This window comes from Oleiagrimonas sp. MCCC 1A03011 (assembly GCF_003267965.1).
Taxonomy (GTDB): Bacteria; Pseudomonadota; Gammaproteobacteria; order Xanthomonadales; family Rhodanobacteraceae; genus Oleiagrimonas; species Oleiagrimonas citrea.
Map to the genome: position 1 here is coordinate 26,179 of NZ_MSPY01000010.1, position 12,907 is coordinate 39,085.

At 65.2% G+C, this 12,907-nt stretch carries 10 protein-coding genes; 4 read left to right on the plus strand and 6 right to left on the minus strand.

All coding sequences use genetic code 11. From position 1 onward, the window contains the following. Nucleotides 1-23: 23 nt before the first annotated feature. Together BTJ49_RS14455 and BTJ49_RS14460 are read right to left on the minus strand one after the other, a co-directional pair. Nucleotides 24-1,649, minus strand: a complete 1,626-nt coding sequence (locus BTJ49_RS14455) for a S8 family peptidase (protein WP_113066134.1) — start codon at nt 1,647-1,649, stop codon at nt 24-26. Nucleotides 1,650-1,985: 336 nt separating this feature from the next. Next, on the minus strand, nt 1,986-2,372 hold the full coding sequence (locus tag BTJ49_RS14460; protein ID WP_113066135.1) for a YkgJ family cysteine cluster protein: 387 nt from the start codon (nt 2,370-2,372) through the stop codon (nt 1,986-1,988). A gap of 385 nt (nt 2,373-2,757) precedes the next feature. Between BTJ49_RS14460 and BTJ49_RS14470 the strand changes: the two genes are divergently transcribed. Continuing rightward, nucleotides 2,758-3,654 (plus strand): GGDEF domain-containing protein, encoded by an 897-nt coding sequence (locus BTJ49_RS14470; protein ID WP_168608162.1) that lies wholly within the window; start codon nt 2,758-2,760, stop codon nt 3,652-3,654. Nucleotides 3,655-3,673: 19 nt separating this feature from the next. Here the strand turns inward: BTJ49_RS14470 and BTJ49_RS14475 are convergent, their stop codons facing one another. Then, nucleotides 3,674-4,573 carry an endonuclease/exonuclease/phosphatase family protein gene (locus BTJ49_RS14475; protein WP_113066138.1) on the minus strand — a complete coding sequence of 300 codons (900 nt, stop codon included), beginning with the start codon at nt 4,571-4,573 and terminating at the stop codon, nt 3,674-3,676. Nucleotides 4,574-4,798: 225 nt separating this feature from the next. On the opposite strand from BTJ49_RS14475, the gene BTJ49_RS14480 reads away from it, so the two are divergent. Next, nucleotides 4,799-7,201, plus strand: coding sequence for a glycoside hydrolase family 3 N-terminal domain-containing protein (locus BTJ49_RS14480; RefSeq protein ID WP_113066174.1), 2,403 nt, complete (start codon nt 4,799-4,801; stop codon nt 7,199-7,201). Between the two features lie 111 nt (nt 7,202-7,312). Then, on the plus strand, nt 7,313-8,068 hold the full coding sequence (locus tag BTJ49_RS14485) for an alpha/beta fold hydrolase (RefSeq protein WP_113066139.1): 756 nt from the start codon (nt 7,313-7,315) through the stop codon (nt 8,066-8,068). 69 nt (nt 8,069-8,137) lie between these two features. On the opposite strand, the gene BTJ49_RS14490 is transcribed toward BTJ49_RS14485, so the two are convergent. Further along, the gene (locus BTJ49_RS14490; protein WP_113066140.1) at nt 8,138-8,833 is read right to left on the minus strand and encodes a DUF3011 domain-containing protein; all 696 of its coding nucleotides are present in this window, start codon (nt 8,831-8,833) and stop codon (nt 8,138-8,140) included. A gap of 283 nt (nt 8,834-9,116) precedes the next feature. Between BTJ49_RS14490 and BTJ49_RS14495 the strand changes: the two genes are divergently transcribed. Continuing rightward, complete coding sequence (locus BTJ49_RS14495; RefSeq protein ID WP_240601854.1) at nt 9,117-9,608, plus strand: sulfur transferase domain-containing protein; 492 nt, start codon at nt 9,117-9,119, stop codon at nt 9,606-9,608. A gap of 64 nt (nt 9,609-9,672) precedes the next feature. Here BTJ49_RS14495 and BTJ49_RS14500 read toward each other — a convergent pair whose 3' ends face one another. Together BTJ49_RS14500 and BTJ49_RS14505 are read right to left on the minus strand one after the other, a co-directional pair. Continuing rightward, entirely contained in the window at nt 9,673-10,596 is a 924-nt protein-coding gene (locus BTJ49_RS14500; RefSeq protein WP_113066142.1) for a M14 family metallocarboxypeptidase, read from the minus strand. A gap of 100 nt (nt 10,597-10,696) precedes the next feature. Beyond that, nucleotides 10,697-12,808, minus strand: coding sequence for a sulfatase-like hydrolase/transferase (locus BTJ49_RS14505; protein WP_113066143.1), 2,112 nt, complete (start codon nt 12,806-12,808; stop codon nt 10,697-10,699). Between the last annotated feature and the right edge of the window lie 99 nt (nt 12,809-12,907).

The window sequence follows — 12,907 nt, forward strand, 5'->3', positions numbered from 1 at the left end:
CATCTTCGAGAACGAAGACTCGGTCAGCGCGGCAAGCCGCCCGGACCGTTGCGCGTGCCGTTGACCGACGCTTCGACCGCCGCCTCGGCATCGACGATGCCCGCGCCGATCGAGTGCCTGTAGTCACGCAGCGACATCGATGGACGCATGGCCGTCTTGCGCAGAATCGCCAGCACCTGCAACGGCTTCAGCGGACGCAGACCGAGCGCCTTGCGCGCGCTCTGCATCAGCGCCACCGTGCCCGCCACATGCGGCGCCGCCTGCGACGTGCCGGCATAGCCGGAATAGCTGGTGCCCGGCGAGACCGGCGTGGTGTCGCCGTTGTTCAGTGCCTGCCAGACGAAACCGTCGTAGGAAATCACACCCGTGGACGGATCATCGTCCTGGAACACACCGCCACCCGGTGCGGCGATCTCCACCGCCATGCCGTAGTTGGAGTAGTAGGCACGCTTGCCGGTGATACCGGTCGACGCCACGGTGATGACGCCCGGACAGCTGGCCGGCGAGTAGTTGCGCGCATCGTCGTTGCTGTTGCCGGCCGAAACCACCACGACCGCACCCAACTGATTGGCTACGTGCACGGCCCAACCCGTCTGGTCGTAGGTGCGGCAGGTACCGCTGCCGCCCAGACTCAGGTTGATGACGTCGGCCGGATGCTGATTGTCCGGCACCCCGTCGACATGACCGCCGGCGGCCCACACGATGGCATCGGCGATGTCGCTGCTGTAGCCGCCGCAGTGGCCCAGCACGCGCACCGGAAGAATCTTCGCGTTGTAGGCGATGCCGGCCATGCCGCGCGCGTTGTCGGTCAGTTCCGCGCCCGCCGTGCTGGCCACATGCGTGCCGTGCCACGAGCTGTCCTCGGGCGGATTGCTCGCGCTGGTGCAGGCCGACAACCAGGGTTCGGTCGTGGTCCAGTCGCCCAGATCCCAGCCGCCCGGCACGCGGTCATCGGTCGGACGTCCGGAGACAAAGGCGTCGGAAATGAAATCGTAGCCGGCGTCGGCCAGCGAGGTATCGACATCGACGTGCTCGGTGATGCCGGTATCCAGCACCGCGATCACGACATTGGAGCCGTCGGCGATGTCCCAGGCACCATTGACGTTGGCGCCACCGTGGTTGGCGTCACCGAAGTAGGTGATCGCGCCGTCCGGTGCCTTCAGGTGCCACTGATAGAACGGATAGTAGGTGTCGTTCGGCGTGAAGGTCGTCGGCTGGAACAGCGCCGGCGCCTTGATCAGCGGGTCGCGATACATCATCACGTCCGGCGTCACGTCGAGCACGGTCGGGTCGGCGGCGATCTGGTTCATCAGCGCCGCGGCCTCGTCGCGATTGAGCGCGCGCGACGTGCGTACCAGATCCGAGCCGGTTGCCAGCTTGCGCTGGAACGAAGCCGTGACCTTCGTCTTGTCCAGTCCCGCGCGGCGTACGGCACCGTTGATGCCCTGCATCATCACCGTGCGGTCGCTGCGCTGAAGGCTGCCGTTGCTGTAGGTGACGATGAAACGATGATAGGTCCCGGTATCCTTCAGCGCACTCAGGTTCACGCGCGAATTGGATACGGTCGGTGTGGCCGCATGCGCGCTGAATGCGCCTGCCACGGCAAGTGATACGAACAGGAGCGTCCTGGTCGCCAAACGCGTTCTCATGATGAATCCCCTCTCGATGCAAGGGACGGGAGCCGTGACCGGCCCCCGTCGTAGGCGGCAAACTCGTGCAACAAACCCAACGGCAAAAAAGCATGCGTCGAGGCCCCCTCCCCGACGGGCCCGCAGCGGTCGTCCAGACAACTGCGCAACCGGATCTTTCACCGCCCTCGACACTAGAGAACTGGTTCACGAATTCAAGTGTGCCGCTCGCGCTACTTCAGTCGGCCGAAAACGTCACCCTCTTCATTTACCCTGCAAAAACAATTCCCTGCAGGACAAACGTCGAGACTCTATATCGTATGGCCTAGCGCGCATGGACGATGCCGGAGCATTCGGTCAGGCCATATCCGGTAGCGCCTCGGCATCCGGTTCACCCATTTCCAGCCAATCACATGGCTGCAGGGGCCGAAGACCGTGCGCCTGCCGTGCACGATCGCATTGCGAGATCGATTCACCCTGCGACCAGGAAGGCATCAGCTCGCGACAGACGGAAGGACGCTGCACGTAGATCGCACACGATGCGCTGCGGCCAACCTCCCCCTGCAATGCCACGCATCGCGGCTTGCGAAGATCGGTACCGCACATCGCCAGACGATGCGGATCGAGTTTCACTGTCAGTGCGGGCGGCACCTCGCCGCCCAGAAAGGACTCGGCCTCCGACCAGTGGAATGCAACACGATAGAACGCACAGCAGGCGCCGCAGCGCAGGCACGGGTGGCTCATTTTCAGGCATGTCGACCGCACCCCACGGCGCGGAGCGCGGCGGATTCTAGGCGCTTCGCATCGATTTGAACATCCTGCCAGGCAAACCAATTCGAAACCGCTTCGTGAACCGCAAACGACGACCCCGAATCACGGTAGACTTTCCACGGCCCCGAACGGGATTTCCGGTTTGAACACATTTTCGCGCCTGCTGACGGCGTGCATCATGCTGCTCGCATCCAGTGCGGTGTCGCTGACGTACGCCAGGCCGCCGATGCCGCCGCCTCCGCCAGGGATGCCGCCCCCGCCGGGCGCACCGCGATTCCGGCCGCCTCCGCCTCCGCCGCACATCCCGCCGCCTCCTTTGCTCGCCGCGCCGACAAGGCCCGCAGAGCACGACCCCCCGTTGCCCAGCATCGACCGTTTCATGGTCGCGCCGCCGCAGCAAACAGAGCCGCCGGTGTCATCGCCGGCACCGACGCCGAACGGCCATACCAGCGCCCGGACACTCGGCGTAATTGCGGTCCCGGCGCAATCACCCGCCACGGCGACGCCAGCGAACCTGTCCGCTGCCCATTCAACCGCGAATCGCACACCCGCATGGCTGCTGCTGGCCCTGCTGGTTCTTGCCGGAACCGGTTGGCTGCTGTGGCGGCGTAGCCACAGACTCGCGCGCGAGACCGATCGACTCGCACGCCAGCACCGGGCATTGCAGAGTATCCACAAACGCCTGCGCAACGAGTCCGAACAACTGCGTCAGCAGGCTACCAACGACCCGTTGACGGGTGTGCTGAATCGCCAGGCCTTCGCCAGCGGTCTGCGCGAAATGCTGGAGCATCTGTCGCACTACGACCAATCCGTCCATTTGATCGTACTGGACCTCGATCACTTCAAGGCCATCAACGATCGCATGGGCCACCTCGTCGGCGATCAGGCGCTGACGCTGGTCACTGGCGTCGCACACGAGCATCTGGACAGCGCGGATCTGCTGGGCCGTTTCGGCGGCGACGAATTCCTGATCGCCTGCACCGACCACGATCCCGCTTCGGCCGCCGCGCTGGCCGAAGCCATACGCGGCGCCGTCGAGACGGAAGCGGCGCGGCATGAACCTCCGCTGCCCGAACTGACGTTGAGCATGGGGCTGGCGCACGCCGGACCGGACACGGGCTATTCAGCGGATGCGCTCTTTGCGCGCGCCGACGCAGCGCTGTACGAAGCCAAGCGGCAGGGACGCAATCGCGTCGTCACGGCCAGTGACGATCCTCCCGCCACTACCTCCAGGGGCATCGAGCGCCACCTTTGACTCGGCCTCGACCTCCCCCTCAACCGCCGTCGAACGCCAACATCGCCACCACCGGGAAATGGTCGGAGGGATACGCTGCCTTTTCGTGCGTGGTGACGGTATGCACTTCGCGCGGCGTGAAACCGCGCGTGAGAATCCAGTCGATCCGGCGAGCAGGCCGCCCAGTAAACCCATGGAAAGTGCCCGCCGGTCCTGTGCGGCGCTTCGCATGCATCCAAGCATCGTCCAGAGCGCGCGCGAGTCTTGCGTGCAACGCGCTGCTCGCCGCGCTGTTGAAATCTCCAGTCAGCACCACACGCGCCGTCGCCGGCAACCCGGCGATGCACCCGAGGACCTCGTCGGCGCTGCGTCTCCGCGCCTCGACGTCCTGCTGGCGATATGGGAAATGGGTGTTGAAGTAATAGAAAACCGATCCCTCGCCACGCAGGCGGAATCGCGCCCAGGTCACCATGCGCGGATACGGTTGCCCCCATGTCCGGCTCCCCGGCACCCGCGGCGTATCGGAAAGCCAGAAGTCGCCGGACGCCAGCACTTTCAGACGGTCAGTGCGGTAGAACACCCCCATGTGCTCGCCCTTGACGCCTCCTTCCCGTCCCTGGCCGAACCAGGCATAGCCCGGCAGGTGCGCGGCCATGTAGCGGCCCTGCGCCTCGGTCAGCTCTTGTGTCCCGAGCACATCCGGCCGCTGTGCCCGGATGACGCGCAATAACAGGTCGCGCCGCTTGGACCAGACATGGACGCCGTCGCGGGCGACCGGCACACGCACATTGAACGTCATGACCCGCAGGACATGAGCCGTCGAAGCTTCGACAGAAACGGATGCCGCGAGGCTGAAAACCGCGATCAGGACAGGACCAAGAAGACGACAAGGCACACGTGGGCACTCCGAGCTGAAAAAAAGACTTCGCAACAACGACATGGATCCGCAGATCAGGCTGGAAAGCGCTTCTCCACCGGCGTGAAAAGCACATCCGGGACTGGATTTCGAAACACGGTGGCTGTCATACGGACACGGCTCCGCTACACTATGTAATCGTTTCCATAACCGATGCAAGAGCGGTTCGGGGATGCCCGAACCCGGTGGAAACGACTGTCGCCTCGCTCGGCGACTTGATGTCGGTACATGCGCACTGCTGGAGAAATGATGAAGACCCCTTCCCCATCCGCACAACGCCGCAAGGCGCCCCTGTTGAGCGCCGCGTTCGGCTGCGCGTTGACGCTATCCGCTGGCGCGCTCGCCCAGGCTCAGCCCGATGCGCCGTCGACGATCGCCACCCGGCCTTCCAACGCTCAGCTGGCCTCGCCGGCCATTGAGCGCAAGGTCGACGCACTGCTGAAGAAGATGACGCTGCGGGAGAAGATCGGCCAGTTGATGCAGTACAACGACGCCGGCTGCTCTGCCCCCACCACGGCCGACGGTGACAATCCGGCCATGGCGGCCAACCCAACGGCACAGTGCGTCGACGCCATGAAGCTGGCGGCGGACGGCGGCATGGGCTCGATGCTCAACGTGGTCGGCGCCGCGCGCACCGACAAGTTCCAGCGTGCCGCCGTGGAGAAGAGCCGTCTGCACATCCCGCTGCTGTTCGGCGCAGACGTGATCCACGGCTATCGCACCATCTATCCGGTGCCGCTGGGTCTGGCCGCATCATGGAATCCGAAGCTGGTCACGGACCTTTCGCGCATGGCGGCCAGCGAAGCCACCACCGGCGGCGTGCGCTGGTTCTACTCGCCGATGGTCGACATCTCGCGCGATGCGCGCTGGGGGCGCTCGGTCGAAGGCGCCGGCGAAGATCCCTATCTCGGCGCGGCCATGGCGCGCGCCTATATCCACGGCTACCAGGGCGATGACCTGTCCAAACCCGATCACGTGGCTGCCTCGGTGAAGCACTTTGCCGCCTACGGCGCAGCCGAGGCCGGACGCGAGTACAACACCACGGACATGTCCGACATCCGTCTGCGCCAGGTCTACCTGCCGCCCTACAAGGCGGCCATCGAGGCCGGTTCGGCCACGGTCATGAGCGCCTTCAACGCACTCAACGGCGTGCCGGCCACGGCCAACCCATACTTGCTCACCGACATCCTGCGCAAGGAATGGGGCTTCGACGGCTTCGTGGTCAGCGACTACACCTCGATCATGGAGCTGACCCATCACGGCATCGCGCTGACGCCGGCCGAGGCCACGAAGAAGGCCATCGATGCCGGCACCGACGTCGACATGATGTCGCATTACTACGACACCCAGCTGCCCAAGCTGCTCAAGGAGCACAAGGTGTCGATGGCCACCATCGACGAAGCCGTGCGCCGCGTGCTGCGCGTGAAGTTCGCGCTGGGGCTGTTCAAGCATCCCTACGCACGCGGCACCGAGGTGACCCACGCCGTGCCCGCGCACCGCCCGCTGGTGCGCAAGGCCGCCGAGGAGTCCTTCGTCCTGCTGAAGAACGACAAGGTCGGCGCGAAACCGGTCCTGCCGCTTTCTTCCGACGTCCGGACCATCGCCCTGATCGGCCCGCTGGCCGACGATGCCAACCAGATGACCGGCGCCTGGGGCGGCGCGTACCGCAAGTCCGACGTGATCACCGTGCGCCAGGCGCTGGCCGCACGCATGAAGAAGAACGGCGGCACGCTGCTGTACGCCAAGGGCACCGACATCAAGGGCGACTCCACCGCCGGCTTCGCCGCCGCGCGCCAGGCCGCCGAAAAGGCCGACGTGGTGGTGATGGCGCTCGGCGAGTCCGGCGACATGAGCGGCGAAGCCGGTTCGCGCGCCCACCTCGACCTGCCGGGCAAGCAGCAGCAGTTGCTGGAAAGCATGGTCGCCACCGGCAAGCCGGTCGTCTTGCTGGTGTTCTCCGGCCGACCGCTGGTGCTGGACTGGGCCGCCCGGCACGTGCCCGCGATCATGGAGACCTGGTTCCCGGGCGTAGAAGCCGGCCACGCCATCGCCAACGTGCTGTTCGGCGATGTTTCGCCCAGCGGCAAGCTGCCGATGAGCTTCCCCCGCGCCGTCGGCCAGGAGCCGCTGTACTACAACCAGTTCCCCACCGGCCGCCCGCCGGGCAAGGCCGATCTCAGCAAACCGCCGCAGGGTGACACGCGCTTCATCTCGCGCTACATCGACGTACCCAACTCTGCGCTGTTCCCGTTCGGCTGGGGCCTGACCTACAGCCACTTCGCCTACTCCGGCGTGCACGTCTCACGCAGCAAGCTGCCGCTGGCGCAAGCCAACCGTCCGGGCGCAAAGAACTTGGTCACAGCGACCGCGACAGTTAAGAACACTGGCTCGCGCACCGCCACCGATGTCGCGCAATTGTACGTACGCAACCTCGGCGCCAGCGTCGAGCAGCCGGTGCGCAGTCTGAAGGGCTTCCGCCGCGTGACGCTGAAGCCGGGCGAGTCGCGCACGATCACCTTCGAACTGGGCTTCCCGGAACTGTCGTTCTGGAACATCCACAGCAAGCAGGTCGTCGAGGCGACCCACTACACCGTATGGGTAGGCGACAGCTCGCTGGCGAACAAAGAAGCCAGCTTCATCGTCACGCCCTGAGGAGATGCCCGCCCTCGGAACAACGCGTTGAAGCGCTGCGTTCCGGGGGCTGCTTCTTGCGCGCCAACTGCGCTAGGGTGAGAGGCCATCGGCCCGACGGAATCCCCTCGCATGAATGGACGCACACGGCTCTACGCGCTCGCTGCCACGCTGACCTTCCTGCTGATGGGCGGATGCACAGCCGGCGGCGATATCACCCGCCCGATTCCGACCGCCTACTATCCGGCCCCGCATGCGACGCAACGCGTGGTGGTCATGCTTCCCGGTCGCGGCGACGATCTGGCATCGCTCGAGAAACGCCATGCGGCCGCGCTGATTCAGGCCCAATGGCCGGACGCCGACGTGATCCTGACCGGCCTGACCATGCCGTTCTATCGCCAGGGTCACGCACCACAGCGACTCCATGACGAAGTGATCGAACCGCTGCTCGAGGCCCATCCGAAGCGACCGGTCTGGCTGCTGGGGATCTCGCTCGGCGGCATGGGCGCGCTGCTTTACGATCGCCGCTATCCGGAGCAGGCCGCCGGACTGCTGCTGCTTTCGCCGTACCTCGGCGACCGCCCGATCCATCGCGAGATCCGCGCCGCTGGCGGACTCGAATCCTGGCGGCCCGGCCCAGCCGAGCCGATGACGGAAGCGACCTTCCAGCGCGAACTGTGGCGATACCTGCACGGCTGGGCCGACACGCCGCATCGAACGCGCACCGTCTGGATCACCTACGGCGCCAACGAACGATTCCGCAAGCCGATCACGCTACTGAAACCCGTACTGCCGAAGGGACATCTGCTAGAACGCCCCGGGTACCACAACTGGAATCTGTGGAAACCCGCCATCGCTCCCCTGCTTCAGCGCGCCAACAAGGACTAGCGATTCGCCGGTCTCACGCATGAAGCCGATGCCGCACGGTCTTCGACCGGGAAGATTGTGCGGTCCGGGTCAGCGAACGCGGTGATAGTAGACGCGATTGCTGCTGTCGCCGACCTGGGCAGTCATGAACCCTTCCGACGTACGCGTAAGACGGAACCGGGCATCGCTCACGTGCAGATGATCGCCACGGATCCAACCGTCGACATCCTGCCCTTCCGCCGTGGCGCGTACGCGTCCGTCCGGCTCCACCCGCAACACCACGTCGGCGTTGTAGCGATGGTTGTGTCCCAGGAACGTCCCGATTGTCCAATTGGGCACTTCCCTCGCCTCGCCACCGCGATCATACGAGACCGACGCTTCATTCTGCTGCTGCCGATTCTTGATTACTGCACCGAGAATGGCCGCACCGATCAACGCGCCTGCGGCCACCTTGGCCGCATCGTTGCCGTGATGCTTGTCGTGGTGATGCCCGCGATAGTCATATCCGTGATGTCCACCGTACCAACTGACGCGGAACCGGCCCCGGCAACCGTTATCGACCCAAACATGGTGTCGCGTGTAGCCCCAGTCGCGACCTTGCCGACATTGCGCGCGCGATTGCCGATCGTCCAGTTGCACGCGTCCTGCGTGAGGCAGCCTGCAGGTAGTGTGCCGTCCCTTGTTGCTGGAACAAGTCACGAAGTCGTCCGCATGGGCCGTCTGTGGCACGCCGAGTGCCACAACACCAAGGCATGTAATGATCGAGGCCGAAACGAGTATGCGCATGAGTCTCTCCTGCAATGATGGAGTGCGCCCGTTCTACTTGTCGTGCCGCTCCGCCGCCATAGGCAATCGGGGACACGTCGAAAGGCCTAGCGATGCGTTGCGACCCGCCGCAGCCCTCTCCAGACGGGCCGGCATACTCCGATTCGCGTCATCGCACGCTGGCGGCATCTCGCCCTCGCGAAAGTCCATCCTTCACCGCAATCGGGTACGCTCGGCCTCGCACCCGATCGAATCGAACCGTAAAGGAGAACGCACCATGTGGAGAGCCTGCCTGTGCAGCGTGATGCTGCTCGCCGCGAACCTGGCGTTCGCCGGGTCCGCTGCATCGCCCTCGATCAGGAATCTGAGCCATCCGGCACCGCACCGAATGGCCTCCGGCGCCCTCGACGCAGCCGATATGCCCACGCTGCGTCAAGCCGGCGTCAAAGAAATCATCAGCCTGCGCACGCCCGAGGAAACCCCCAGATTCGACGAAGCAAAGGTCGTACGGTCCGCCGGCATGACGTACCGCAATCTGCCGATTCATGGTGCCAAGGGCCTGACGCGCGCCAATGTGGAACGCTTTGACGCATTGCTTCGCCAGGCCGGCGACAAGATCACGCTGGTGCACTGTGCATCCAGCAACCGTGTCGGCGCCATGATCGCGCTGCGTGCGGCCTGGCTGCAGCACAAGAGCCCGGCCGAAGCGCTGGCCGAAGGGCAACGCTGGGGCCTGAAGAGTCTGGCGTCGGCGGTACGCGCCAGGTTGAACGCGCCGACCACGAAAGAAAACTAACGCCATGCCATGAACGCGGATCTGTACGGACACGATCCACGTTCATGACGATCATGCGTATCTATCAGACACCCTGCTCCAGCGCGAAGTCGATGGCCGCGCAAGCTGCCGCCACCTGCGCATCGTTGCACTGTTCCGGCGTGGCGTTCGGGCTGTCCGGATACACCTCGGTTGTGGTGCGGTAGCGGGCGTCCGTGATCCCTGCACAAAGACCCAGCTTCTTCAGCGGATAGTTGATCACGCCCGGCGCGACCACGGACGAGCCGATGATCTCGCCGTTGGCGTCGGCCGGCGCGATGTGCGTGACCTGCGCCACCGCCTCGATGATGGCCTGCTGGAAAGCGGATTGCGGATCTTCGCTATCGCCGACCAGATAGAAGCCGTCGGGAATCTCGCCCGGCTCGTAGGCCACGCCGTCGCGCGCGGCGAGCGCCGGGCGGAATTCGGATTCATCCGTGTCCGTGGTCTCGTGCAGGTCGATATGCAGCACGAAGCGGTCTCGATACGGCGCCACCAGATCCAGCAGCGCGGCCGATTCCGGCGCGGGACTGTTCGCGTGGAAGGACCGATTCGGGTCCAGCGCGTAGGCGTTCCAGCGATGGATGCGCTCGTACGCCCACGGGCTGACGCACGGCACCACCAGCAGATTGATGCGATCCGCATAGGCTTCCGCACGCTGCTCCAGAAACTGCAACGCGCCATGGACGCCGCTGGTCTCGTAGCCATGCACGCCTCCCGTCACCAGCACATGCGGCCGTCCATCGCGCCAGTCACGATTGCGGACGGCGTATAGCGGATAACGGTCCGGCGCGTAGTCCAGACATCCGTACTCGGTGACGTCGAACGCGGCACGCAACGACTCGATGCGCTGCAACACGTCCTCTTCGTAGCTGCGCTGGCGGCGCTGCCGCGACAGCCACTGGGCCTTTTCCTCCGCGCCCCAAGGGCGTCCGGGCGTGCCGATCGGATACGGTGCGGGATGCGTCATGGACGACTCGTTCTCGATGGAAACCAGAGCGCGCCACTGTACCACTGCCGTCGGACGGAGGCCGCGCAAACGCGGCCCCGCCCTTCCCGCTTCCGTCTTTTCAGGGCCGACCGGTGGGATATGCGCTCGGGTACGGCGACAGCAGGGTCGCCTCTTGTCGCATCAGCTCGGCATGCAGGGTCCGGGCAACCTCGACGACACGGTCCTGTGTCAGCCCCCTGGGCAGATCCTGGTCCGGAATCGGCGTCGGGAAGGTCCCGTTGTAAACGACCAGATTCACGTATTCGGTCGGGTCGACGGCCAGGTTGTACAGCTCCCACTGATCCGGGACCGGATCGGGACTCCACGGGTCGCAATACCGCACCAGCTTCCAGTCGCCCGAACGCAGCGCGCGGACATGTGCCGGCTGACACACCGGACCCGGCGTGAGGTCGGGCACAGCGCGCGGCGCCTTGCCACTACGCAGCGCTTCCACCGCAGCGGTGAACACCGCGTACTGCCGCTGCGAGTTGATGTTGTGCGGATCATCGTCGCGCGGCAGCGGCTCGGTGATCATGTCGTCGGTGGCGAACAGCACGCCGAGGCGCTCACGGCCGTCGGGACCGCGGACCGGACCGCCGCCCGCATCGATCACGGCAGTCAGATCCGCGCCCGGCAGCGGCGCCGCGGGATGCGTCTTGGACAGATTGCGCCGTGCGCGTTCAATCTGCTTGTCGTCCGCACCGGCGATGCCCAGCAGCGTCGGAAGGATGTCGATGTGGCTACTCTGCGCATCGATACTCACCGGCTCGACGGCGCCGTTGTAGTGCTTCGAACTGATCACGAACGGCACGTGCACGCTTTCCTGATAGGCCCCGTGCCATTTCTCCATCATCATGCCGTGGGCGCCGCCGTACTCGCCGTGGTCGGAGGCGAACACCACCACGGTGTCGTCACGCAATCCGGTCTCCTCGAGCGTCTCCAGCACCTTCAGGATGTGCCGGTCCACCATCGAGATCATGTAGCCGTAGTACTGCAGGAAACCGGTGGCGGCGGCATCCGCGCGTTCCTGCAACTGGAAGGGAATGGGCACCGCCAGCGTCGCCTTGACCGCTTCCTCGAGTTGCTCGCCCGGATCGCCGCCCAGTTGCTCCGCCACCTGCAGTCCGGTCTTCGCGGCCAGTCCCAGCGCGACCTTGTAGGAATAATCGAACTGCGCGCGCGGCTTGTTGTTGGTCCACAGATCCTCGCCCTGTGTCGCGGACGCGGTCGCGCAGTCCTGTCGGAAACCGGCCGGATTCAGCGGAATATGGAACGTACCGTTGAGCGGCTTGGCGCTGTAGGTACCCTGCTCGGGGACCGGCACCGACAGGCCCGGCCCGTACGGTTCCTGCTCCTGCGGCGGCTCATTCGGTTGCTGCGGCGGAAACTGCGGCTTGAGCATGCGCGGCAGCGTCGGATAGGTGGCGATGTCGTGCGGATTGGTAAACGAACAGACGGCGAAGAACGGTTTCGGCGGCGGCACGGTCGAGACCTCCGGCGCCTTGGCACTGACCGTTCCGGTACTGCGCGCATAGGGCACACCCAGCGCACGGGCGCGCAGGAATGTGCAGGCCAGGTCCGCGAACTGATAGTCGCGATAGGCGCCCATGTTGTTGGTCAGCGAACCATGCGGTTCCGGCCAGGACAGCTCCCAGTCGCCGAAACCGAACCCCTGCAGTGTGTGCTCCGGCGGATCGCTCACATGCCACTTGCCGAAGTAATGCGTGGTGTAGTCGAGTTCGCGGAAGTAGTCGCCGATGGTGGGCGCGCCGTCGGCCTTCAGCCACGGAAAATTCTGCGCGTCGCCGCTCTTGAACAACCCGTCGGTCTGCGTGACGCCGGTGCGCGGACCGTACTGTCCGGTCATGATGCTGGCGCGGCTGGGAATGCATGCAGACTCGGCAATGGTGTGGTCGGTGAACACCACGCCGTGCTCGCGCAGCTTGCAGAAACCGGGGAAATACTGCGCCCACTCGTTGTTGTCGGGATCGATGTCGCCGACGAAATCGAGCACCTGCTTGATGCCCTCCGCGAACCCGCCTTCGGCGCCATCCGTGCCCGGATAGCGCAGCTGGTCGACCATGATCATGAGAATGTTCGGGCGCGACCGGCGCGTATTCACGACCGCTTTCGCCTTCGATGCACCCGAGTCATCGTCGTCCGATGCGACGACCGTCTTGTCGTCCTGCATGTCATCCCTCCGTGGTGTGAATCATCCATTGGTTCCATGCCGCACTGCGCGGACATGACGCCGACGGTACCTGTCGCGCCAGCGTCCGTCCATGACTTT

Bases quoted from the DNA above. Each gene is read 5' to 3' on its own strand.
- BTJ49_RS14490 (WP_113066140.1), bottom strand. From the start codon at position 8,833: ATGCGCATACTCGTTTCGGCCTCGATCATTACATGCCTTGGTGTTGTG.
- BTJ49_RS14480 (WP_113066174.1), top strand. From the start codon at position 4,799: ATGAAGACCCCTTCCCCATCCGCACAACGCCGCAAGGCGCCCCTGTTG.
- BTJ49_RS14455 (WP_113066134.1), bottom strand. From the start codon at position 1,649: ATGAGAACGCGTTTGGCGACCAGGACGCTCCTGTTCGTATCACTTGCC.
- BTJ49_RS14495 (WP_240601854.1), top strand. From the start codon at position 9,117: ATGCTGCTCGCCGCGAACCTGGCGTTCGCCGGGTCCGCTGCATCGCCC.
- BTJ49_RS14500 (WP_113066142.1), bottom strand. From the start codon at position 10,596: ATGACGCATCCCGCACCGTATCCGATCGGCACGCCCGGACGCCCTTGG.
- BTJ49_RS14475 (WP_113066138.1), bottom strand. From the start codon at position 4,573: ATGTCGTTGTTGCGAAGTCTTTTTTTCAGCTCGGAGTGCCCACGTGTG.
- BTJ49_RS14505 (WP_113066143.1), bottom strand. From the start codon at position 12,808: ATGCAGGACGACAAGACGGTCGTCGCATCGGACGACGATGACTCGGGT.
- BTJ49_RS14460 (WP_113066135.1), bottom strand. From the start codon at position 2,372: ATGAGCCACCCGTGCCTGCGCTGCGGCGCCTGCTGTGCGTTCTATCGT.
- BTJ49_RS14485 (WP_113066139.1), top strand. From the start codon at position 7,313: ATGAATGGACGCACACGGCTCTACGCGCTCGCTGCCACGCTGACCTTC.